Source organism: Streptomyces sp. CB02400 (genome assembly GCF_001905725.1).
GTDB lineage: Bacteria > Actinomycetota > Actinomycetes > Streptomycetales > Streptomycetaceae > Streptomyces > Streptomyces atrovirens.
On record NZ_LIWB01000016.1, the window covers coordinates 46,550 to 68,605 of the forward strand.

Here is a 22,056-nt window from a genome sequence, read left to right on the forward strand (position 1 = left end):
GCCCGCGGAATGACCGGTACCGCCAACACCGCACTTCAGAAGATGGCACCGGTATTGAGCCACACCCATGCTGAACGGGCCACCGACAAAGGAGTGCTGACGTAGTGAATGCCGACGGGGCCACCGCACGGGCCCAGCAACCAAAGAGAGTCGGGCGGCTCGACGGGGTCCGGGCACTGTGCGCCCTCGGCGTCGCCGCCGTCCACACCTCCTTCGCCGCGGGCGTCATGGGCGCCTACACGGCCAAGCCGGGCAACGAGGTACTGGCCACCCTGCTGGCCGGCCTGCGGCCACTGGCCCTCGGTCCCTTCTTCGTCCTGTCCGGGATGCTGCTCTACCGCCCCTTCGCCCGCTGGACCCTCGCCGGCGGCAGCCGGCCCCGGCTCGGCCCGTTCATGGCCAAGCGGCTGGCCCGGCTGTGGCCGGCGTACATCCTGCTCGCCCTGGTCTGCGTCTTCCTGCTCAACTACGACGCCGTGGACGGCCCCTGGTACGTACTGCGGCCGATCCTGATGCTCCAGGTCTACGACTACACGTGGATCGCCGGCATGGACCCGGCCTGGACCGTCCCGGCCGAGATGCAGTACTACCTCGCCCTGCCCCTCCTGGCCGTGCTCATGCACTGGATGGCGGGCCGCACCGCCGACCCGGTGAAGAAGGTCCGCCGCATGATGATCCCGCCGGCCGTCATCACCGTGGCGTCCGCGGTGTGGACGTGGTGGATCCACCGCCCCGAGATGGGCGTCTACCCGGAGGAGTACTGGTGGCCGTTCGCCGTGGGCGGTGCCTTCGCCCTCGGCATGGCGATGGCCGTCGTCCACGTCCTGGCGGAGATGAAGCCGCACGACCGGCCCGCCCTGTACCGCCTCGCCGCCCGCCGGCCGCTGCTGTTGTGCGGCGCCGCCGTGGCCCTCTACGCCGTCAACTGCACGCAGCCCTTCGGCCGCCCCGGCTACGGCGACTACGAGGGCGTCGGCCTGGCCGTCACCCAGTACTTCCTGCTGCTGGCCTTCTCCTTCCTGGTCGTGATGCCGCTGTCGGTCCCCGAGGCGAAGTCACGGGTCATCGACGCGGTCGTCGCCAACCCCGTCGCCCGCTACCTGGGCCGCATCTCGTACGGCATCTACCTGTGGCACTTCGCGATCATGTACTTCTGGTTCGAGACGGGCAGCGTCTTCGGCACCGAGCCGGCCCTCATGCAGCAGCTGCGCGGCACCATCTCCTTCCCGGAACTGATGTCCGCGGTGCTCGTCGGCAGCATCCTCGCCGCGTCGCTGAGCCACTACCTGGTGGAGCGTCCGGTCATCGCCGCGGTCGGCCGCTGGGCCCGCCGCAAGGAGGCCGCCGCCGCCACCGCCGCGCCGGCGCCCGCGACCCCCTCCAAGGAGGAGCACGTCCTCACCCGGTGACGGTGACGACGGGACCCCACGCGGTGGGCGGCCGAAGGGACGGGCCGCCCACCGCGTGACCACGACATCCTCCGGCGTACTCCGCCCTGAACCCGAAGGCAGCAATCTCGAAGATGCGGCCGCGACCCGCCACCCGGGACGCTGAGTGCGGCACCACCGCGTGTCCCCCCTCGAAGCCGCTCAGTATCGGGAGAGCAATGAACACTGTCCAGTCCGCCGACGGTACCGCCATCGCCTACGACCGCACCGGCGAGGGCGAGCCCCTCGTCCTGGTCGGTGGTTCGTTCAGCGAGCGCGCGCACCCCACCATGACCCAGCTGGCCGCCGAACTGGCCCCCCACTTCACCGTCTACAACTACGACCGGCGCGGGCGCGGCGACAGCGCCGACGCACCCGAGTACGCCGTCCAGCGGGAGATCGAGGACCTCGCCGCCGTGATCGCCGAGGCGGGCGGATCGGCGAAGGTGTTCGGTCTGTCCGCGGGCGGCGTCCTGGCGCTCAAGGCCGCCGCGGCCGGCGTGGACATCACCCGGGTCGCCGTCTACGACCCGCCGTTCGTGGTGGACGAGACCGGACCGAAGCCGCCGGCCGGCTTCACCGAGAAGCTCACCGAACTCGCCGCGACCGACCGGGGCGAGGCCGTGGCGTTCTTCATGACCCAGGGCATGGGCGCCCCGGCCGAGGCCGTCGCGGGCATGCGGTTCGCCCCCTTCTGGGCGGGCCTGGAGGCACTGGCCCACACCCTCCCGTACGACACCACGATCACCGGCGACGACTTCGCCCTGCCCACCGAGGAACTGGCCGCCGTCAAGGTGCCCGTCCTCGTCGCCCACGGCGGCGACGCCGACGCGTGGCTGCACGCGAGCGCCCGCGCCGTCGCCGACGTCGTGCCCGACTCCCGGCACCGCTCCCTGGCGGGCCAGGGCATCGCCGTGGAGCCGCCGGTCCTCGCCCCCGTGCTGAAGGAGTTCTTCGAGAGCTGAGATCCACCGCCCCCGGCGCCCGTGGAGCCTCGGCCCCACGGGCGCCGCCGCGTTGGGCCCGCCCGCCGTGACGGCACGGCCCGGCGCGCACCGCCGTACGTCCCCACCCCAGAAGGAGAACCCCCCATGTCCACATGGCTCGAGCGGAGCACCGCCGTGCCCGGTGGCCGGCGCGGCAAATGGCTCGTCCTCGCCGTCTGGCTGCTCGCCGCGATGGCTCTCGGAGCACTGGCCGGCAAGCTGGGCGAGGTGCAGGACACCAGCGCCAACGCCTTCCTGCCGCGCGGTGCAGAATCCGCGCAGGTCAACACCGAACTGGAGAAGTTCCGCAGCCACGACCTGATGCCGGCCGTCGCCGTCTACACCGGCGACGCGCCCGTCACCGACGCGGTCCGCTCCAAGGTCGAGGCCGACCGCGCGGCGTTCGCGAAGATCGCCGAGCCGGGACAGCAGGTACCGCCCGCCGTGACCTCCGAGGACGGCCGGGCCCTGATGCTCGTCGTCCCGCTGTCCGGTGAGGACCAGGCCGAACTCGCCGACAAGGTCGAGGAGCTGCGCACCGTCGCGGCCGCCAACGCCCCGCCCGGACTCGACAGCGCGGTCGGCGGACCGGGCGGCGCCACCGCCGACGCCTTCACCGTCTTCGACACCCTCGACGCCACCCTGATGGGCATCACCTGCCTCATCGTCATCGTCCTGCTGCTGTTCACCTACCGCAGCCCCGTGCTGTGGGTGTTCCCGGTCCTCGCCGTCGCCTTCGCCGCCGTACTGACCCAGGCCTTCACCTACCTGTTCGCCAAGTACGCCGGACTCCAGGTCGACCCGCAGAGCTCCGGCGTCCTGATGGTGCTGGTCTTCGGCGTCGGCACCGACTACGCGCTGCTGCTCATCGCCCGCTACCGCGAGGAACTGCACCGCCACGAGGACCGGCACGCGGCCATGCGGGTCGCCCTGCGCCGCACCTTCCCCGCCGTGCTGGCCTCCGCGGCCACCGTCGCCGTCGGCCTGCTCTGCCTCGGCCTCGCCGACATCAACTCCTCCCGCTCCATGGGCCTGGTCGGCGCCATCGGCGTCCTCTTCGGCTTCCTCGCCATGGCGAGCGCGCTGCCCGCCCTGCTCGTCATCGCCGGACGCTGGGTGTTCTGGCCGCTCGTGCCGCGCCACGGGACCGCCCCGCGCACCGGTGACGGATGGCGCCGCGTCGGCGAGGCCGTGGCCCGCCGGCCGCGCCGCGCCTGGCTGGTCTCCCTGCTGGTCACCGGCGGCCTCGCACTGAGCGCGCTGGGCCTGAACATGGGCCTGCACCAGTCGGAGTGGTTCCAGAACGAGCCGGAGTCGGTCGTCGCCCAGGAGCGGCTCTCGGCCCACTTCCCCTCCGGCGTCGGCGACCCGGCCGTCGTCATCGCCGACAGCTCGCAGGCGGCGGACGTCACGAAGACGGCCGAGGGCACCCCCGGCGTCGTCGACGTCACCACCGTCGCCACCACCGCCGACGGGAAGCTGACCCGGCTGGCCGTGGTCCTGGAGGGAACGCCCGACAGCGAGACCGCCAAGGACGCCGTGGAGGCGCTGCGCGCCGACACCGACGCCCTCGTCGGCGGCACGGCGGCCCAGAGCCTCGACAAGGAGACCGCCACCGCGCGCGACCTGAGGACCGTCGTCCCGGCCGTCCTGCTCGTCGTCCTGCTCGTGCTCGTCTGGCTGCTGCGCTCGCTGGTGGCCCCGCTGGTGCTGCTGGCCACCGTCGTCGTCTCGTACTTCTCCGCGCTGGGCGCCTCGGGCCTGCTCTTCGAGCACGTCTTCGGCTACTCCGGCACCGACTGGTCGGTGCCGCTGCTCGGCTTCGTCTTCCTGGTGGCGCTCGGCGTCGACTACAACATCTTCCTCATGCACCGGGTCAAGGAGGAGTCCCGGCTGCGCGGACACCGGGAAGCGGTGGTCACCGGCCTCAGCGGCACCGGCGGCGTGATCACCTCCGCGGGTCTCGTCCTCGCGGCGACCTTCGCGGTCTTCGCCGTGCTGCCGCTGGTCGCCATGGCCCAGATGGGCGTGATCGTCGGCGTCGGCGTACTGATCGACACCTTCCTGGTCCGCACGGTCCTGGTCCCGGCCCTCGCCCTCGACCTGGGCGCCCGCCGCTTCTGGTGGCCGGCCCGCCCGACGGCGTCCCACACCCCCTCCACCCCCGACACGACCGAACCCACCACCTCCGACCGGGAACCGGCCACCCTGTAGCCCGTCCTGCGTCACCGCCCGCCCCGGAACCCTCCGGCGGCGGGCGGTGCCGTGTGCGGGGACCGTCACCACGAGGGCTCCGGAATCCGCGCGCACGCGGGGCACCGGTCGCCCTGGACGTCGACGGGACGGCCGCACATGCCGTCCCGCCCGTCGCACTCGTACCGGTGGCGGACCACCGGCTCGTGGAGTGTGCTGGTCGTGCCGGACGGCCAAGGGTGCCATCCGGGTTCCTCGCAGCAGCCGTCTAGGCTCTTGGCATGCGGCGCAGCGATGTCACGCGGGGCGACGGCACGTGGGTGGGCCTGTCCCTGGACGTACAGGACCGCCGCCGGCCGGGGCTGTGCGTGTTCAGCGCCGGGCCGCGGCTGCTGGTTTCCCAGCTGTCGCGGCCTGTGTTGCTCGCCGTTGTCGACGAGCAGCTCCAGGGTGTGGACTTCTGGCGCACCGACGAGTACCGCTCCTTCGTCCCGCCGTTGCGCGCCGATGTGGGGCGCGCCCTGGCGGGCAGCCCGGAACGATGGGCTCACCGCTTCGCGCAGTACCTCGTCGACTCGCCGGACAGCCCGTTGCACGAGGGCCGGTGGCTGCTGTCGTGCGAGAGTCCGCTCCGGCGCTGGCGCCACGCCGACGTTTCGCATGCCGAGTACTGGAGCTCGATGCTCGTCGACGGCCATCCGGACGGGTACATCGACTGGTTTCTCCACTCCACGTCGTTCGAGGTTCTGCCGCTGCGGCCGATGCCCGACGCCGACGACAGCCGGGTCAAGGCGTACCGCAAGCAGGCCCGTGAAGGGACGCTCCCACCCGTCCTGTTGTGGTGGGTCAGTGGCCTGGACTGTCATCTGATCATGGACGGTCACGCGCGGCTCGCCGCGGCGATCGCCGAATCCGTCGAGCCTCCGCTGTTGCAGCTTCACCGCACGGTGCCGCGCGACGACCTGGCCGCGCGCACCGATGAGGCCGTGGGCTCCTACGAGGACGAACTGGCACGCTTCGCCGGACTCCGCGCCCTCCACGGCCCCACCGTCCCGGACGGAGCCGCCACAGCCGGCCCACGGCTCGTCCGCCTCCTCCACGGCCTGAACACCGCGGAACAGCCGACCTGGGCCTGGCCCCTGCCCGGAGGGGAGGAGCAGTGGCGTCGCATCGCGCACGAGGTGACAGCCGGCCAGGACCGGCCCCGTACATGAGCCCTGACCCGTTCCTCCCGCTGACCGTTACGTCCGGGCGCACCGCCGTACCGCCAGGAGCAGGGCGACCAGGCCCTCCGCGTCGCGCGCCACGACCACGGAGGCGTCGCGTGCATGTCCGTCGTTCGTGCGGGGCGAGCGCGGCGACCAGGTTCTGTCTCTTGAGAACCGGCGGTTGCCCGGGCCTGGCCTCCCTGCAGCATCCCAGGGTCTAATGCCCTGCCATGGACGCAGGAGTAGCAGCTGTGATCGGTGCGGCGATCGGCACGCTCGGAGGTTTCGGGGGCGGCCTGGTCACCGCCGTGAGCCAGGGATCACAGCAGAGGCGGCAGCGGCAGATCGACCGGGAACTCAGGCTTGAGGAGGCTCGCCGCAATGCTTACAGCGAATGCATCAGCACTTCTAAGCAAATGTCTGCGGCGTGGTGGAAGTTGGCGGCGAGTCTTCGCATCGAGACGAGTACTGAGGAGCAGTGGCGTGAACCCGCGGCCGACGCCCATGCGGCATGGGCTTCCTTCAGTTCCGCGGTGGCTGAGGTGACCGTCGTAGGTCCCGCGTTCGTGGCCGACGCGGCCGATGCTCTGCGGCGGGCGATGTATGCCTTGGACATGGCCGGCACGGCTTGGCATGACGCCGCCCGCCGGGCGGGAGCTGGTCGCTTGGAAGATTTCGACGCCCAGTACATGCGAGCAGTCGAAGCGAAGCGCGTACCGGGCAGGTCCTTTCAGGCAGCAGCGCGCAGGGCGTTGCAGGCGGAGAGCTAGGTTGCCCCGTACGTCCGGATACGGAAGGCGGACCTGCGTCTGGTGGTCGTCCGCGCAGCGGGAGCGATCGACACGGAAGAGGCATCGGAGCGATGAACGCGACAGCAGCACAGCAGCACGAGGTCCTGGTCCCGGGCGACGGCTACGCCGGGACTTCGCCGTGGAGACCAGACCCTTCGCGCCACCAGCCCTGACCGATGTCTCCGTCCCCGTCGTGCATGTCGAACCAGCCCTGATCGCCGGTACCGCCCGGCTCAGCGGCGGGCAAGACCGCACAAGGAAAACCGCCCCCGTTCTGGCGGTGGTCCTGGGATGTGAACCCGGTGCCGCAGTGCGAGGGGTCTCTTGAGAGTCACGGTGTCGCGGGCGTCACCGCGGTGATCCGTGCCGCGAGACCGTCGAGCAGGACGGTCAGGCCGAACCGGTACGGCGATGTGGACGAGAGGTCGGCTTCGGGGGCGACGGTGGCGAAGCGGGGGAGGTGGCCCTGGGCCAGCAGGGTGGTCACGCGGTCGTGCTGGGCGTCCATCCACTGCTCCGCGGTGATGCCGCTGGTCTGGGTGGCTCGTGCTTCGGGTTCCGTGTCGACCGCCTGGCCCCGGACGTATCCGAAGAGGGTGACGGCCGCGTGCATACGGGTGTCGGCGTCCAGTCCGAGGCCCTTTAGGGCGGCCAGGGCCCAGTCGATGTGCCGCATGCCGTGCGGCACGAGCAGGGGCCGGCTGAGGTTGAGGGACGCGGCCAGCCACGGATGCGCCTGGTAGAGGCGCCACTGGACCGCTGCGGACAGTTCGAGCCCGGCGCGCCAGTCCCCCGGAGGCCGCGTCGGCAGAGGCTCGCTCGCGAAGGCCGCGTCCACCATCAGCGCGATCAGCTGCTCCTTGTTCGCGACGTGCCGGTAGAGCGACATGGTCGGCATGCCGAGTTCCGCGGCCACCCGTCGCATCGTCAGACCGGCCGTTCCCTCGGCGTCGGCGAGTGCGACGGCGGCCCGGACGATGCGGGCCCGGACGGCCGGGTCGCCCTGCTCGGCGACGCCGGCTACTGCGCGGCCCCCACCTCGGGACGCGGCACGTCCCAGGCATTGATCGGCGCCTACGTACTGGCCGGCGAGCTGGCACAGGCCCGCAGCGACCACAGGGCGGCCTTCACGGCCTACGAGAACGTGATGCGCCCCTTCGTCACCGAGCACCAGGCCCTGGGACGCGAGGGCGCGGAGCGGTTCTCCATGCCCGCCCCCACCCAGGAGGTGCTGGACATGCTCGCCGCGAACGCCCCGGAGAACACCCGCACGGAGGTGGTCCGCCCCCCCGACTACGCGATGCGCTGACCTGCCGGGTGGCCCCGCCGCGTCGTCCGTCCGAGGAGACGACCACTTCGCCACGATGCGCAGGGGACTCACTCCGTACGCCAAGACGTGCGCCGTACGGGAACTGTCCGGCCGGGATCCGGTGGACGAATGACCGCGCAAAAACCTGTCGGAGGTCGTTGAGCCCGTTTCCGGTGGCGGCCTCCCGCCGGCGAGCGCACCCCGCGATCAGTACCGCTGTCGGGCGGTCGTCAACCGAGGGAGAAGGGACTTGACGGCCGCTCAGTGGGCTGGACGCGACACGGCCGACGGCCGCCACTCGCGTCTGATCAACCCGAACACCCAGGAGTCGGACACCTCGCCGTCGACGACGCAGTCTTCCCGCAACGTCCCTTCACGCACGAACCCGGTCTTCTCCAGGACCCGGGCGGACGCCACGTTGCGCGTGTCCGCCTCGGCCTGGACCCGGTTCAGGTCCAGCGTGTCGAAGGCCCACCGCAGCAGGGCGTGGGCGGCCTCCGCCGCGTAGCCGTGGCCCCACATCGCCTCGTCGAGGCAGTACCCCAGCGACGCGCTGCGGTGGACCGGGTTCCATTCGACCAGGCCGCACCAGCCGACGAAGGCCCCGTCGGAAGCCCGGTCGATCGCCACCCGCGCCCCGGTGCCTTCGTCCGCCATCTTCCGGCACGTCGCGATGAAGCGCTCGGCGCGGGCCCGTTCGGTCCACGGAGGGGAGTCCCAGTAGCGCATCACGAGGGTGTTGCTGTGCAGGGCGAAGAGGGGGCCCGCGTCGGCGTCGGTGAAGGGCCGCAGTCGCAGGCGAGCGGTGTGCAGTACGGGGGTGGCCAAAGTCATGCGCACCATCTTGTGCCCCCATGGAGCGTGCGGAACACCGAATATCCCCTCCCGGTCCGGCCCCCACGATCAAGGCATCGCCTACCAGCGGATCGTGCCCCGCCATCACCCAGTACGTGTGTCACCAACGTCCTGGGACGGCACACCTAGCCCTGCGTAGGGTTGCTCTCCAGCTTGCGCCGTTCCCGGCGGTTGGGGTGGCGGACGACCACTCCTCCCGCGCCGCCGGTCCCGGCGAGCCGGATCAGCGGGGTTCCCGGGAGCCGGTCGGGAGTGGTCCTGTCCGTCAGGCCGCCGACGCCGGGATCCATGCCGCCGGTGTCCGCGGCCCAGCCGTCGGGGATGACGATCGTGACACCGGATATCTCCCCGTGCGCCTCCACCACGACCTCCGTGAGGCGGCACTCGACCCGGGTGAAGTCGAGCTTCACACCTCCCACGCCTCCGTGAGCGATCACGTGTCCGGGAACCTCCCAGCGCCCGGGGCCCCGAGACGCGCCGTACACGCCGCCCTTGAGCACCAGCGGCGGCCGGTTCGCGGGGGAGTCCGCCTTCGGCAGGTCGGCGGTCAGGACGGCCAGTTCGGCGTGGGTCTTGGAGGTCAGCGCCTGCTCCAGGCGCGAGTCCAGCTCGTCGAAATCGATCCGCCCCTCGGCCGCCGCGTCGCGCAACCGCTCCACCACCGCTTCCCGGTCGTCGTGAGAGGCGCGGAGCCCTCCCGATGGAGCAGGGCGCGGAGAAGGCTCGGGAGGCTGGGTGGTCATGGCGACAAGGATAAGCAAGTGGTCGGCGGGCAGTTCCGCGGGACTGACATGGCGGAGACTTTGGTCCCGGTCCGCCGGGCCCACCGGGGCCGGTACGCGCGCGCCGGTGCTTCCCGCGCGGCGGACGGGCGTACGAGGTGGCGTTCGCGGCGCGACACCGAGGACCACCCGCCCACCGCGACCGCCCCCCCTTGTGGACGGAGCCGGGAACGTCGTTCCGGTTCGGCGGCTCCTTCATGCCGCCGGCCACGCGGGATCAGCGCGGCTGAGGCACGTAGTGGGCTTCGATGACCCCGTTGTCGAAGGCGCGCGTGGACGCCAGGTGCATGGGGATCTGCTCGCCGTTGGCGAGGGTGCGGCCGGTGCCGGCGACGACGGGGGCGATCTGCAGGTAGAGGTTGTCCAGCAGGCCGTTGCTCATGAGCCACTGGACGAGGGTGATGCTGCCGCCGACGTTGATGTTGCCGCCGGGCTGCTGCTTGAGGGCCCGGATCTGGCCGGCGATGTCGTCGCCGGTGATCAGGTGGCTGTTCTGCCACTCCCCGACCTCGGTGAGGGTGGAGGAGACGACGTACTTCGGCGCGGCGTTCATCCAGCCGGCGGTGGGCACCTGCTCGTTGGTGGCGTGCGGGAAGAACGTGCTCCACATCTGATAGGTGCTGCGGCCCAGCAGGGCGGTGTCGGCGTCGTCGAACAGCCGCATCAACGCCTCGGTCGTCTCACCGGTGTTGTAGGGCATGCTCCACTTCTCCGGGCTCTCCACGACACCGTCCAGCGAGAGGAACAGCCCGGCCACGATCTTGCGCCCTGCGGTCATGCGATCACTCCTTGGAAGAGCTTCCCGGGGAAGCCTGTGACATCCGAATCAGAAGCGAGCTTGTCTTTCACAAATTCGTGTTGTCAATTGCGTGCCGGGGTGCCCTCCGTGCCGTGTTGTCCCGTCAATTTCCCTTGTCACAAGGGGAGTTCATGGTGCGACGCCAAGGTCTGCCCGCCGCATCCCGCACCGAAAGAGCGCAATCCAGAAGATGGGCCGGGCCCACCGCTCCGCGAGGATGGCACCGCGGGCCCCGCTGTGCCCGCGGTGAAGGAGGGCATCGCTGTGTTGGGTGACGAGGACGGCAGTGCCGCCGCGCTGTGGCGGATGGCGAACCTGGGCACGCCGATGGCCGTGCGCGTGGCCGCGACCCTGCGGATCGCCGACCACATAGCCGCCGGCACCCGGACGGCACCGGCCCTGGCCGAGGCCGTCGGCGCCCACCCCGGCGCCCTGGAGCGGCTATTGCGCTACCTGGCCGTGCGTGGGGTGTTCGAGCGCGACGAGGACGGTCGCTACGCCCTCACCGCCCTGGGCCGGCCCCTGTGCGAGGACCACCCGGCCGGTCTGCGCGCCTGGTTCGACGTCCGTACCGGCGGGCGCGGCGAACTGTCCTTCGTGGAGCTGCTGCACAGCGTCACCACGGGCGAGGCCGCCTTCCCGGTGCGCTACGGACGCTCCTACTGGGACGACCTGACCGCCGACCCCGAGCGGGCCGCCGCCTTCAACTCCCTGCTGGGCGCCGACGTGGCCGTCCGCGCCCCGGACATCGTCACCGGCTACGACTGGGGCCGCCTCGGCCACGTCGTCGACGTGGGCGGCGGCGACGGCTCCCTGCTGACCGCCCTGCTCGAAGCCCACCCCGGCCTGCGCGGCACGGTCGTCGACCTGAAGGAGGCCGCGCTCGACGCCGAACGGTCCTTCGCCGCCTCCGGTCTGGACGACCGCGCCGGCGCCGTCACCGGCAGCTTCTTCGACCCGCTGCCCGCCGGAGCCGGCGGCTACGTCCTCTCGCTGATCCTGCACGACTGGGACGACACCGCGGCGACCGCGATCCTGCGCCGCTGCGCCGAGGCCGCCGGCCGCACCGGCTCCGTCTTCGTCATCGAGTCGGTCGGCCCCCGGGGCGACACCCCGCACACCGGCATGGATCTGCGGATGCTGTGCGTCTACGGGGCCCAGGAGCGCGGCGTGCCCGAGTTCGCCGCGCTCGCCGCCGACGCCGGCCTGAAGGTGGCCGCCGTCCACCCCGCCGGCTCCTCGGCGATCATCGAACTGACCGCCGCCGACCGCACCATGTGACCGTCGCCGTCCACGCCGCGGGCCGGCCCGCCTGCCCGCGCCGCGTGACCGGCCCGCCCGGCCGCGCCGAGCGGCCCGCCGCAATCGAACTGACCGCCGCCGACCGCACCATGTGACCGTCGCCGTCCACGCCGCGGGCCGGCCCGCCTGCCCGCGCCGCGTGACCGGCCCGCCCGGCCGCGCCGAGCGGCCCGCCGCAGAGGAGACCTCGGATGGCCGAGCCCGCCCCCCTGTCCCTGACGGAGGCGTTCGCCGCCCTGGGTACCGCGCGGGGGCGGCAGGACCCCTACCCGCTGTACGAGGCGATCCGCGCCCACGGCGACCTCGCCCGGCGCGGACCCGGCCGGCTGGTCGTCACCGGGTACGACGAGTGCGCCCGCGCCCTGCGCGACGGCAGCCTGCACGTCCAGGACCGTACGGCCTACGACGCCGCCGGTCCGGCCTGGCGCTCCCATTCCTCCCTGCGCGCCTTCACCAGCTCGATGCTCTACAGCAACGGGGCCGACCACACCCGGCTGAGGTCCCTGGCCGCCTTCGCCTTCACCCCGCCCCGGGTGCGCGAACTCGCCCCGGTCGTCGAGGACATGGCCGACCGCCTCCTGGACCGCATGGCCCGCCTCGGCGCCGGCGGCAGTCCCGTCGACGTCATCGCCGAGTTCGCCTCCCGGCTGCCCATCGCCGTCATCGGCGCCCTGCTCGGCTTCCCCGAGGAGGACCAGGTCTGGTTCCGGGAGATGGCCTCCACCATCGCCGTGTCCACCGACGGCCTCTCCGACCCCACGGCCCTGAACCGGGCCGACGCCGCGATGGACGCCCTCGCCGGCTACTTCGGCCGGCTCGCCGACGAGCGCCGCCGCAGGCCCGCCGACGACCTCCTCACCCTCCTCGTCGCGACCCACGACGACGAACCGGAGCGGCTCAGCCACGAAGAGCTGATGGGCAACCTCATGGTGCTGCTCACCGCCGGCTTCGAGACCACCAGCTTCCTCATCGGCCACGGCCTGATGATCGCCCTGGACCACGCCCCGTACGCGCACCGGCTGCGCGACGACGCGGACTTCGCCGACGCCTACGTCGAGGAGATCCTGCGCTACGAGCCGCCCGTCCACGTCACCAGCCGCTGGGCCACCCGGGACACCGAGCTGCTCGGCACCGCCGTCCCGCGCGGCACCCGGCTCACCCTGATCCTGGCCGCCGCCAACCGCGACCCGCGCCGCTTCACCGCACCGGACCGCTTCGACCCAGCGCGCGGCGGCGCCCCGGGGCCCCTGAGCTTCGGCGCGGGCCCCCACTACTGCCTCGGCGCCCCCCTCGCCCGCCTCGAGGCCCGGATCGCCCTGCCCCGGCTGCTGCGCCGCTTCCCGCGCCTGACGGCCGCCGCCTCTCCCGTCTACCGCGACCGGTGGGTCGTACGCGGACTCGACACGTATCCCCTCGTGCTCGGCGCCTGACCTGCGTCGCCGCCCCTCCCGCGCGCCCGCGGGGCCGGGATTCTCGCACAGCATTTAGAGAGATGCGCCTTCACGCCCGCAGACGTGACGATTCAGGTAAGTCGGCAGGCCCCCCCACGACGACTTGGCGAAGCCGGGCACCCCGCCATCCGCGCCCTGCTCTCCGGCGGCCCACCGCCGACTGCGCCGGAACCGCCGAATCTTCGCATTCGAAGGAGTCATCTCGTGACAGCACCACTCAGGATCCTGGCGATCAACGGATCGGAGCGTGACGGCAACACCGCCGACGTCCTGCGGTACGCCGCCGGGGTCGCGGCGCGGCGCGGGGTCGAGTTCGAGACGGTCGATCTGCGCACCGTCCGCATGGACCGCTGCGGCCCGTGCGGCGACTGCAACACCCGTACGGTCCCCTGCGCGGTGGAGGACGGCGTCGCCGACGTGGTGGCCAGGATGATCGAGGCGGACGGCATCGTCTTCGCCGCGCCGGTCCACGGCTTCGGCACCGCCAGCCTCATGCAGACCTTCATCGAGCGGGCCGGGGTCGGCCACCTGCGCTTCGACCGGCCGCTGACCAACAAGGTCGCCGGAGTCGTCTCCGTCGCCCGCCGCTACAGCGGCGGCGAGGTGTGGGCGCAGCTCACCGTCAACGCCCTGCTCAACCGGATGATCGTGGTGGGCAGCGGATTCCCGGCCACCGTGCACGCCCTGCACCGCGGCGACGCGCTGAAGGACGACGAGGGACTGACCAACGTCTCCCGGCTCGTGGACCGGATGATCGACATGATGGAGCTGCTGGCCGAGCACCACAGGCTCACCGGGCAGGACGGCCCGATCCACACCGGCGAGGCCAACGAACGCGTGGGACTCGCCCTGAACGCCGCCGAGTTCGAGGACGTCCCCGAGCCCGGGCTCGCCCCCGAGTCCGCCCTCTCCGCGCAGGCCCGGCCATGACCGCCGACGGCACCGCCGGCACCGACGCCTTCCTCGCCGCCCACCGCCGGATCAGCGACTCCTTCCACGACGGCACCCTCACCGAGCGGGCGCTGGCCGACTGGCACGCCGAGCGGCTGACCGCCGTACTGCGGCACGTCACCGCACGCTCCCCGTTCTACCGCCGCCACCTGGCCGGCGTGGACATCGAGGCCGTCACCCCCGCCACGCTCGGGGCGCTGCCCTTCACCACCAAGGACGACCTGCGCCGCGAGATGTACGACGTCCTGTCCGGGCCGCTCGCCGACGCGCGGATCTACTACGAGACCAACGGCACCACCGGGGCCGCCACCCCCTGCCCGCGCGGCGCCCGCGACATCGCCGCCTCCAACACCGCCGTGGAGCAGTCCTGGCGCCACCTGCTGCGCACCCGCTTCGGCGACCGCAAGCCCGTCGTCGGCCTCATGGGGCCGTCCGAACTGTACGCGTTCGGCGACGTGTTCACCGACGTGGCCGCCACCCTCGACCTCTGCCACGTCAAGATCTGGCCCGAGTCCCCGCGCGTCGGCTTCAAGAAGGCGCTGCGCCTCATCGAGGAACTCGGCGTCGAGGTCGTCGTGTGCGCGCCCGCGCTGTGCCTGAGCCTCGCCAAGGCCGCCCTGCACCACGGCCACGACCCGGCCGCGCTGCCGGTGAAGCTGTTCCTCGTCCTCGGCGAGATCTGCACCCCGCAGTTCGCGGCGAACGTCTCCACGGTCTGGCCGCAGGCCGTCGTACGGCCCGCCCTGTACGGCTCGCAGGAAGCCCTGTGCATCGCCTCCGGCGCCGACAGCGGCGCCCTGCACCTGTCCTCGCCCAACTACCTGGCCGAACTGGTGGACCCGGACACCGGCGCCCCGCTCGGCCCGTACGGCACCGGCGAACTGGTGCTGACCATGCTGATCGACGGCATCAAGCCGCTGATCCGCTACCGCACCGGGGACCTGGTCCGGCTCACCCCCGCCCCGCCCGGCTCCGCCCTGCCCGGCCCGGTCGTCGAGGTCGTCGGACGCGCCGGCGACCGCATCCCGCTCGGCGACGGCCTGCTGTGGCCGGCCGAACTGGAGGCGGCGGTGCTCACCGACGTCCGCGGCTGCCTGGGCTACCAGGTCGTCGTCGACAGCGCACCGGACGGCGGCGACCGGGTCACCGTCCGCATGGACCTCCTCCCCGGCACCGCCCGGCCCGACCGGGTCGCCGCGGCCGTCACCGCCCGGCTGCGCGAACGCACCGGCGCGCACAGCACCGTCGTGGTCGACACCGACATCGACCCCGTGACCCACACCGGTTCGTTCGTCAGCTGGAAGGCGGCCCGGGTCCTGGACCGCCGCTCCGGGCCCGACGGCGCGGCGCGCACCGCCCGACAGGTCGCGCACCGCTACGCGATCACCACGTGAACCGTAAGGACCTGCCATGACCGATCCGCATCCGGCGGCGCCCGCCCCGGTCCGCGTGACGACACACGCGCGGGCCCTGCCCCAGCCGGCGATGCTCCCCGCCTACCGCGCCCTCGCCGAGCGCTTCGGGCCCGACCAGGTGTACCTCCTGGAGTCCGCCGCCGGCCCGCTGCGCGACCGCCGCTACCAGTTCGCCGGCTTCGGCACCCTGCTGTCGCTGTCCGTCACCGACGGGACGGTGCGCGTCGCGGGCCGTCCCGGCCTCGTCCGGCTGCTGCTGGAACGCGCCCGGCCGCTGCTCGCGCACGACGCGGCGGACACGGCGGACACGGCCGACGGGACGGGGCACGCCACCGTGCGGCTGCGCTCCTTCAAGGACCTGTGGGCGCTGCTGCGCACCGCCCAGCGGATGTTCGACGCCGAGGGCTCGGCCAGCCGCTTCCGCTTCGGCTTCCTCGCCTACTTCGGCTACGACGCCGTCCGCTACGTCGAGGACCTCCCGCACCTCATCGAGGAGCGTCCCGACCTGCCCGACGTCCACCTCGTCCTGCACCAGGGCTGTGTCGTCGCCGACCTCGAGGGCGGCGGGGCCGAGCTGCTGCTGCACGAGTCCGCGCACTGGGAACCCCTCGACCAGGGAGGCGTCCTCGGCCTGCTCGCGCGGGCCGGGGAGACCCATCCCGAGCCGGCCGCCGACACCTTCCCCGCATCCGTCGTCACCGACGACAGCGAGCCCGACCTGTTCGCCGCCGACGTCGAACGCTGCCTGAAGCACATCGCGGCCGGCGACATCTACCAGGTGCAGATCGGGCACGAGCTGACCATCCGCTCCCCGGCCCGCCCGGCCGACGTCTACCAGCGGCTGCGCCGGCGCAACGCCTCGCCGTACATGTACCTCGCGAGCCTGGCGGGCCAGTGCGTCATCGGTGCGAGCCCCGAGCTGTTCGTGCGGATCGAGGACGGCACCGTCACCATGCGGCCCATCGCCGGCACGCTGCCGCGCACCGGGGACGACGAGGCCGGCGCCCGGCGGCTGTCCTCCGACCCCAAGGAGATCGCCGAGCACACCATGCTCGTCGACCTGTGCCGCAACGACATCGGCCGGATCTGCCGCGCCGACACCCTCCAGGTGCCCGACCGGCTCACCGTCGAGCGCTACTCGCACGTGCTGCACCTGGTGTCCACCGTGCTGGGGGAGGCCGAACCGGACAAGGACGCCTTCGACACGATCGCCGCCCTGTTCCCCGCCGGCACCATGACCGGCACCCCCCGGATCCGGGCCATGGAGATCATCGAGTCCGTCGAGCGCAGCCGCCGCGGCCTGTACGCGGGCGCCCTCGGCGTCCTCGACGTCGGCGGTTACACCAACCTCGCCCTGTGCATCCGCACCCTGTTCCACCGCGACGGCGTGTACCGCACCCGCGCCTCCGCGGGCATCGTCGCCGACTCCGATCCCCGTGCCGAATGGCGCGAGACGCTGGCCAAGATGAGCGCCGCCCACTGGGCGGTCACCGGAAAGGAACTGCTGTGACCCGGATGTTCACCGTCCGGCCCGCCTCCGGTCCGCCCCCGCGGATCCTGGTGGTCGACGCGTTCGACAGCTTCGTCGACATCCTGCGCCAGTACCTGATGTCGGCGGGCGCCGTCCCCCTCATGGTCCGCTCCAACGCGCTCACCCCGGCCGACGTGCCCGCCATGGGCCTTGACGGCATCCTCCTCGGTCCCGGCCCCGGGCACCCGGACGAGTCGGGCCACGTGGAACTCGTACGGGCCTTCGCCGGGCGTCTGCCGCTGCTCGGGGTGTGCCTGGGCCACCAGGCCGTCGGCCGCGCCTACGGCGCGAGCGTGGTGCCCGCCGAGCACCTCGTGCACGGCAAGACCAGCCGGATCCGCCACGACGGACACGGTCTGTTCACCGGCCTGCCCGACCGGTTCGAGGCGACCCGCTACCACTCCCTCGTCGTACCCGAGGAGAGCGTCCCGGACTGCCTGGAGGTGACCGCCCGCTCGGCGGACGACGGCTATGTGATGGGGCTGCGCCACCGCACCCTGCCCGTGGAGTCGGTCCAGTTCCACCCCGAGAGCTTCCGCACCGACCACGGCATGGACATCATCACCAACTATCTGCGCGCCGTACACGAGTTCACCACCCGGGCGGCCACCGTCACGGCCGCCTGAGACCGCCTGAGACCGCCTGAGACCGCCTGAGGCCGCTTCAGGCCACCGGCCACGGACCGCACGCGCAAAGATGCGCCGCCGGGCCGGCGGGCGTCAGGATTCCCGGTGTCACCAGCCGCCGGGCGTACATGGGGGAGACACACGTGGACTACTGGAACAGCACAGCGGAGACCATGCCGCGCGAACGGCTGGAGTCCTGGCGGTGGCGGCGCCTCAGCCGCGCCCTCGACCACGCCCGGCGTTCCTCACCGTTCTGGAACGCCCGCATACCCGAGGGCATCACCTCGCTCGCCGACTACACCGCCCGGATGCCGCTGCTGTACAAGGCGGACCTGCTCGCCGCCGAGGAGCAGGCACCGCCGTACGGCACCTGGCCCTCGCTCGACCCGTCGCTGGGCGTGCGCCACCACCAGACGAGCGGCACCAGCGGCAACCCGCCGGTGCGCACCTTCGACACCGAACGCGACTGGGTGTGGTGCGTGGACACCTTCTGCACCGCCCTGTACGCCAACGGGGTGCGCCCGCACCACAAGGGCATGGTGTGCTTCGGCTACGGCCTGCTCGCCGGCTTCTGGGGCATGCACTACGCGCTGGAGCGCATGGGCTGCACCGTCTTCCCCTCCGGCGGCCTCGACTCCCGCACCCGCGTCCGCCTGCTGGTGGAGCAGCGGATCGAGGTCCTCGGCCTGACCCCCAGCTACGCCATGCGGCTGATCGAGACGGCCCGCGAGATGGGCGTCGACCTCGCCCGCGAGGCGAACGTACGGATCATCCTCGCCGGGGCCGAGCCGCGCTCCGACTTCACCACCCGCACCATCGAGGAGGCCTTCGGCGCCCGCGTCTTCAATGCGGCCGGCACCACCGAGTTCGGCGGCGTCTTCATGTTCGAGTGCCCCTCGCGGCGCAACGCCTGCCACATCAACGAGCAGTCCTGCTACGACGAGGTGCTCCACCCCGACACCAAGCAGCCCGTCGGCTACGGCGAGGAGGGCGTCCGCGTCACCACGGGACTCTCCCGCGAGGGCGTCCAGCTCTTCCGCCACTGGACCGAGGACATCGTCGTCAGACGCCCGCACACCGAGTGCGGCTGCGGCCGCACCTGGGACTTCTACGACGGCGGCATCCTGCGGCGCGTCGACGACATGCGCAAGATCCGCGGGGTGTCCGTCACCCCGGTGATGATCGAGGACGTCGTCCGCTCCTTCGACGAGGTCAACGAGTTCCAGTCGTCCATCCGCACCGTACGCGGGCTCGACACCGTCCACGTCAGGGTCGACGCGGGCGAACTCGCCGGCCCGGCCGCCGACGCGCTGTGCGGCCGTATCGCGGAGGAGTTCAAGCGCGAGATCGGCATCCGTCCCGTGGTGGAGCTCGCCCCCGCCGGCAGCCTGCCCCGATCACAATGGAAGGCGGCACGACTCCATGACGAACGCGTCCTCACCCCTCACGGCTGAGCAGGAGCTCCACCTCATCGAGAGCTACCGCACCCTGACCCACCTCGCGGACACCGTCCAGGTGCCCGCGGTACTCGCCTCGGTACGGACCTGCCTGGCCGAACTGCGCCTGGCCCTCGACGGCCAGGCGATCGACTTCGACTACTACCGCGAGCCCACCCGCGTCCTCGTGGCCTGACGGCCGCGAGTCGGCCGCTCCCGCGCGACGGCGAAGCTCCTGACGGACGGGTTCACGACCAGGATCACCCGTGCCGGGCCAGGAGCTTCGCGTGCTTGTCCACCCGTCGTCCATCGACCCGTCCGGTCGGACCCTGCGGTGTCCGGCCCGGCAGTTCGCCTCCCGGCCACGGGAGACCGGTACGCGGTGGCGCCGGCTGACGACGGGACGTCGGGCTCGCCGCCGGGTCCGGTACCGGGACCGCGACCGGGTACCGCCGCATACGCGAGGCCATCGACGTCCTGGCCGCCCTCGCCCCCGTTCTGTCCGAGGCGATGAAGACGGTCCGCAAGAAGATGTTCGTCATCCTGGACGGCACCCTGCTGCGCGCTGCGGTCTCTCCCGCTCGGACGGCCGGGGGATCCCGGAAGGCGCTCAGGCGAGGGGCAGGTCCAGGTGGCTTGCCCGGCCGTCCCCCGAGGTGACGGTGGTGACGGTGCCGGGTTGGTTGGCGTCGTCGTGGAAGGGGTCGGCGGTGTCGACGACGAGCATCAGGCGCCACCCGGCGGGCAGGAAGGAGTCCGTCGCCCGGAGGTCGAACTCGGCGGTGACGGGGGTGCCGGCCTGCCCCTTGTGGCAGGTGTACGGGGCGTGGCTGAGGATGTAGCCGCCGCCGAGAGGGTCGATGGCGAACAGGTAGGCCATGACCGTGGCCTTGTCGGCGTCGGAGGCCAGGTTCGGGCGCAGCCGGAGTGCGCCGCGCAGCCGCATGCCGTCCAAGCCTGCCGGGCCGGTGGTCCAGATGCCCGCGTTCTGCTGGGCGGTGCCCTGGTCGAAGTGGTTGGTGAGGTACCGCTTGGGCAGAACGTACCGCTCCAGCAGTCCGCTGAGGATGACGGCGTCCGCCACCCTCGCCGGAGTGCTGGGCCCGGCCTGGAGCGGCAGGCCCCACGCGGAGGGCCGGTCGGTGGTCAGCGGGCCGCGCCTGCTGCCGGGCTGCGGTGCGCCCAGGTGGAGCCGCTGGGGTTCTCCGGCGAACTCCTCCCAGTCGGCGTAGGCGTGCCGTGCACGGGTGTGCATGACCTCGCTGGTGATCTGCGGCTCGTCCTCGATGCCGTTCTGCTCCTCCTTGAGGACTTCAGCGCGCCGATGGAGGCCAGATGGCGGGTGCCGTTCTCGTAGAAGGCCGCGCCCATGTCGCCCTTCCGGACGGACGCGGACGAGCAGGTCGCGGAGTTCTCGAGGAAGGAAGCCCACGGACCGGGTGCTCTCGCGGGAACTGGTGCACCGGACACGGCCGGCACTGGCTCCTGGTGAACCGAGCCATGATCGAACCGAGGGCGGACGACCATCACGCGGAAGGGGCGCCCCCACCCGGGGGCGCCCCTTCAAGCGTGTCCGGTGTCAGCCGTTGCTGCCGCGCACCGCGTTCTCCAGCTGCGCGCCCGTGTAGGCCTCGGCGCCGGTGAAGTACTCCACCCGCAGGCTCTCGGGGCTGCGCACGCCGTTGTCGACGCGGTCGCGCTCGTAGGCGTCGAGCAGCTCCTGCGCCTCCGCGGTCGCCTCGGCGAACCGGGACGCCGGGTCCGCGCCCTGCAGCAGGACGTCGCCCATCGCGCGGGTCATCACGTCCTGCGCGCCGGCGAAGTCGCCGAACAGCGCGCCCCGGCACGGCGGCACGCCCTCGCCCTCGGTGTAGCTGCCGAGCTGGGCGCTGGCCAGCCGGTGGTAGGGGTTCGCCTCGAACCAGCCCTCGTCCTCCAGCAGCCGGTACGAGGAGCGGGTCACCGGCACGAAGCTGCTCGCGATGTGGCGGTCCGCCGCGTTGCGCGGGTTGTTGAGGAACTGCATGAACGCCAGCGCGCCGTCCTGTGTCACCTCGTCGAGACCGGCGGTCAGCCACAGCGAGGTGCCGGCGATGATGTTCCCGCCGTACGGCTCGCCCGCCCGGCCGGGGAAGCGGCCGACCGTCATGCCGAACCCGGCGTGCTCGGCCGCCTGGGCCATGTAGTTGAGGTCGTTGGACGAGGTGATGCGCAGCGCCACGTCCTGGTCGGCGAAGGCCTTGAGGTTGCCCTCCCAGTCCGGGATCTTGCCGGTGTACAGGTAGTGGCCCTCCTGGTGCAGCCGCTGCCAGTACTCGACGAAGGTGAGCATCTCCTTGGACGACAGGTCCAGGCGGGAGGCCCGACCCGAGCGGCCGTTGTCGTGGTCGGCCAGGTGCCCGCCCTGGACGGCGAGCGCCTGCTGGAAGAAGAGGCCGTGGTTGGCCCAGGTCACCGCGTGGCTCGGGCCGTCCGGGAGCGCGGCGACCGCCTGGCAGGCCGCCTCCAGCTCCTCCCAGGTGGTGGGCAGGTGTTCGACACCGGCGGCGCGCAGCAGGTCCTGGTTGCCGTAGATCAGCATCGCCGTCACCACGGCGGGCATCGAGACCAGGTCGCCGTCGCGGGAGTAGTGCTCGCGCACGGCCGGCAGGAGGTCGTCGACGACGACCGGCTCGCCGAGGATCTCGGTGCGGCCGGCGATCGCCTGCTGCACCGAGGTGAACAGCGGCTCGCCGTCCTTCGTCCTCATGTCGTACGCGGCCTGGGTGACGGCGAAGTAGAACTCGCCGATCGCCGGCGGGCGGCCCGCCTCGGCCGCCTCGGCGATCTCCTTCGACAGGTTGCGGAAGTCCCGGCCCTCGATGTTGATCCGGTACTCGGGGTGGGCCTTCTCGAACTCGGCGCCCAGCCGGTGCAGCCGGTCCATGTAGCCGGGGAAGGTCAGGTCGCCCAGCCAGACGTCGATCACGGTCGGGGTGGTCATGTACGGCCTCT

General features: G+C 72.2%; 20 protein-coding genes and 1 pseudogene. 15 read left to right on the forward strand and 6 right to left on the reverse strand.

Translation table 11 applies throughout. The features are described 5' to 3' along the window. Window positions 1–104 precede the first annotated feature (104 nt). The 5 genes from AMK33_RS30430 to AMK33_RS30450 all read left to right on the forward strand — a co-directional run bounded on the left by AMK33_RS30430 (window position 105) and on the right by AMK33_RS30450 (window position 6,584). A complete protein-coding gene (locus tag AMK33_RS30430; RefSeq protein WP_073936214.1) occupies window positions 105–1,409 on the forward strand; it encodes an acyltransferase family protein in 1,305 nt (434 codons plus the stop codon). Between the two features lie 197 nt (window positions 1,410–1,606). After that, window positions 1,607–2,392: an alpha/beta fold hydrolase gene (locus AMK33_RS30435; RefSeq protein ID WP_073936215.1), complete on the forward strand. Its 786-nt coding sequence runs from the start codon at window positions 1,607–1,609 to the stop codon at window positions 2,390–2,392. Between the two features lie 126 nt (window positions 2,393–2,518). Continuing rightward, complete coding sequence (locus AMK33_RS30440; protein ID WP_079195021.1) at window positions 2,519–4,627, forward strand: MMPL family transporter; 2,109 nt, start codon at window positions 2,519–2,521, stop codon at window positions 4,625–4,627. A gap of 260 nt (window positions 4,628–4,887) precedes the next feature. Then, window positions 4,888–5,820, forward strand: coding sequence for a hypothetical protein (locus AMK33_RS30445; RefSeq protein WP_073936216.1), 933 nt, complete (start codon window positions 4,888–4,890; stop codon window positions 5,818–5,820). 245 nt (window positions 5,821–6,065) lie between these two features. Next, a complete protein-coding gene (locus tag AMK33_RS30450; protein ID WP_073936217.1) occupies window positions 6,066–6,584 on the forward strand; it encodes a hypothetical protein in 519 nt (172 codons plus the stop codon). A gap of 352 nt (window positions 6,585–6,936) precedes the next feature. Here AMK33_RS30450 and AMK33_RS30455 read toward each other — a convergent pair whose 3' ends face one another. Beyond that, window positions 6,937–7,530 (reverse strand): TetR/AcrR family transcriptional regulator C-terminal domain-containing protein, encoded by a 594-nt coding sequence (locus tag AMK33_RS30455; protein ID WP_443030940.1) that lies wholly within the window; start codon window positions 7,528–7,530, stop codon window positions 6,937–6,939. On the opposite strand from AMK33_RS30455, the gene AMK33_RS41740 reads away from it, so the two are divergent. Beyond that, on the forward strand, window positions 7,477–7,914 hold the full coding sequence (locus AMK33_RS41740) for a hypothetical protein (protein ID WP_443030944.1): 438 nt from the start codon (window positions 7,477–7,479) through the stop codon (window positions 7,912–7,914). The genes AMK33_RS30455 and AMK33_RS41740 overlap by 54 nt on opposite strands. 261 nt (window positions 7,915–8,175) lie before the next feature. Here the strand turns inward: AMK33_RS41740 and AMK33_RS30465 are convergent, their stop codons facing one another. The 3 genes from AMK33_RS30465 to AMK33_RS30475 form a co-directional block, all read right to left on the reverse strand. After that, a complete protein-coding gene (locus tag AMK33_RS30465) occupies window positions 8,176–8,748 on the reverse strand; it encodes a GNAT family N-acetyltransferase (RefSeq protein WP_073936325.1) in 573 nt (190 codons plus the stop codon). Window positions 8,749–8,894: 146 nt separating this feature from the next. Continuing rightward, window positions 8,895–9,512 (reverse strand): DUF1707 SHOCT-like domain-containing protein, encoded by a 618-nt coding sequence (locus AMK33_RS30470; RefSeq protein WP_073936219.1) that lies wholly within the window; start codon window positions 9,510–9,512, stop codon window positions 8,895–8,897. Window positions 9,513–9,768: 256 nt separating this feature from the next. Continuing rightward, a complete protein-coding gene (locus AMK33_RS30475) occupies window positions 9,769–10,329 on the reverse strand; it encodes a dihydrofolate reductase family protein (protein ID WP_073936220.1) in 561 nt (186 codons plus the stop codon). Between the two features lie 288 nt (window positions 10,330–10,617). On the opposite strand from AMK33_RS30475, the gene AMK33_RS30480 reads away from it, so the two are divergent. From AMK33_RS30480 to AMK33_RS44175, 9 genes and pseudogenes are all read left to right on the forward strand, one after another. Continuing rightward, window positions 10,618–11,631, forward strand: coding sequence for a methyltransferase (locus tag AMK33_RS30480; protein WP_235618246.1), 1,014 nt, complete (start codon window positions 10,618–10,620; stop codon window positions 11,629–11,631). A gap of 212 nt (window positions 11,632–11,843) precedes the next feature. After that, window positions 11,844–13,082: a cytochrome P450 gene (locus AMK33_RS30485; protein WP_079195022.1), complete on the forward strand. Its 1,239-nt coding sequence runs from the start codon at window positions 11,844–11,846 to the stop codon at window positions 13,080–13,082. Between the two features lie 225 nt (window positions 13,083–13,307). Continuing rightward, the gene (locus tag AMK33_RS30490; protein WP_073936221.1) at window positions 13,308–14,033 is read left to right on the forward strand and encodes a flavodoxin family protein; all 726 of its coding nucleotides are present in this window, start codon (window positions 13,308–13,310) and stop codon (window positions 14,031–14,033) included. Then, window positions 14,030–15,448 (forward strand): phenylacetate--CoA ligase family protein, encoded by a 1,419-nt coding sequence (locus AMK33_RS30495; RefSeq protein WP_073936222.1) that lies wholly within the window; start codon window positions 14,030–14,032, stop codon window positions 15,446–15,448. The genes AMK33_RS30490 and AMK33_RS30495 overlap by 4 nt, the downstream gene beginning before the upstream one ends. 16 nt (window positions 15,449–15,464) lie before the next feature. Continuing rightward, window positions 15,465–16,979 (forward strand): anthranilate synthase component I family protein, encoded by a 1,515-nt coding sequence (locus tag AMK33_RS30500; RefSeq protein WP_073936223.1) that lies wholly within the window; start codon window positions 15,465–15,467, stop codon window positions 16,977–16,979. 5 nt (window positions 16,980–16,984) lie between these two features. Further along, window positions 16,985–17,626: an anthranilate synthase component II gene (locus tag AMK33_RS30505; RefSeq protein WP_073936328.1), complete on the forward strand. Its 642-nt coding sequence runs from the start codon at window positions 16,985–16,987 to the stop codon at window positions 17,624–17,626. Window positions 17,627–17,769: 143 nt separating this feature from the next. Then, window positions 17,770–19,080, forward strand: a complete 1,311-nt coding sequence (locus AMK33_RS30510) for a phenylacetate--CoA ligase family protein (protein WP_073936224.1) — start codon at window positions 17,770–17,772, stop codon at window positions 19,078–19,080. Then, a complete protein-coding gene (locus AMK33_RS30515) occupies window positions 19,049–19,258 on the forward strand; it encodes a DUF6052 family protein (protein ID WP_073936225.1) in 210 nt (69 codons plus the stop codon). The genes AMK33_RS30510 and AMK33_RS30515 overlap by 32 nt, the downstream gene beginning before the upstream one ends. Window positions 19,259–19,349: 91 nt before the next feature. Beyond that, a pseudogene (locus AMK33_RS44175) lies at window positions 19,350–19,623 on the forward strand (IS5/IS1182 family transposase); the annotation flags it as partial. 49 nt (window positions 19,624–19,672) lie between these two features. Here the strand turns inward: AMK33_RS44175 and AMK33_RS30520 are convergent. After that, window positions 19,673–20,611, reverse strand: coding sequence for a CocE/NonD family hydrolase C-terminal non-catalytic domain-containing protein (locus AMK33_RS30520; RefSeq protein WP_327380069.1), 939 nt, complete (start codon window positions 20,609–20,611; stop codon window positions 19,673–19,675). A gap of 30 nt (window positions 20,612–20,641) precedes the next feature. Next, window positions 20,642–22,045: an extracellular solute-binding protein gene (locus tag AMK33_RS30525; protein ID WP_073936227.1), complete on the reverse strand. Its 1,404-nt coding sequence runs from the start codon at window positions 22,043–22,045 to the stop codon at window positions 20,642–20,644. Window positions 22,046–22,056 lie beyond the last annotated feature (11 nt).

Bases quoted from the DNA above. Each gene is read 5' to 3' on its own strand.
- AMK33_RS30435 (WP_073936215.1), top strand. From the start codon at position 1,607: ATGAACACTGTCCAGTCCGCCGACGGTACCGCCATCGCCTACGACCGC.
- AMK33_RS30440 (WP_079195021.1), top strand. From the start codon at position 2,519: ATGTCCACATGGCTCGAGCGGAGCACCGCCGTGCCCGGTGGCCGGCGC.
- AMK33_RS30445 (WP_073936216.1), top strand. From the start codon at position 4,888: ATGCGGCGCAGCGATGTCACGCGGGGCGACGGCACGTGGGTGGGCCTG.
- AMK33_RS30455 (WP_443030940.1), bottom strand. From the start codon at position 7,530: ATGCGACGGGTGGCCGCGGAACTCGGCATGCCGACCATGTCGCTCTAC.
- AMK33_RS30465 (WP_073936325.1), bottom strand. From the start codon at position 8,748: ATGACTTTGGCCACCCCCGTACTGCACACCGCTCGCCTGCGACTGCGG.
- AMK33_RS30470 (WP_073936219.1), bottom strand. From the start codon at position 9,512: ATGACCACCCAGCCTCCCGAGCCTTCTCCGCGCCCTGCTCCATCGGGA.
- AMK33_RS30475 (WP_073936220.1), bottom strand. From the start codon at position 10,329: ATGACCGCAGGGCGCAAGATCGTGGCCGGGCTGTTCCTCTCGCTGGAC.
- AMK33_RS30485 (WP_079195022.1), top strand. From the start codon at position 11,844: ATGGCCGAGCCCGCCCCCCTGTCCCTGACGGAGGCGTTCGCCGCCCTG.
- AMK33_RS30495 (WP_073936222.1), top strand. From the start codon at position 14,030: ATGACCGCCGACGGCACCGCCGGCACCGACGCCTTCCTCGCCGCCCAC.
- AMK33_RS30500 (WP_073936223.1), top strand. From the start codon at position 15,465: ATGACCGATCCGCATCCGGCGGCGCCCGCCCCGGTCCGCGTGACGACA.
- AMK33_RS30505 (WP_073936328.1), top strand. From the start codon at position 16,985: ATGTTCACCGTCCGGCCCGCCTCCGGTCCGCCCCCGCGGATCCTGGTG.
- AMK33_RS30515 (WP_073936225.1), top strand. From the start codon at position 19,049: ATGACGAACGCGTCCTCACCCCTCACGGCTGAGCAGGAGCTCCACCTC.
- AMK33_RS30525 (WP_073936227.1), bottom strand. From the start codon at position 22,045: ATGACCACCCCGACCGTGATCGACGTCTGGCTGGGCGACCTGACCTTC.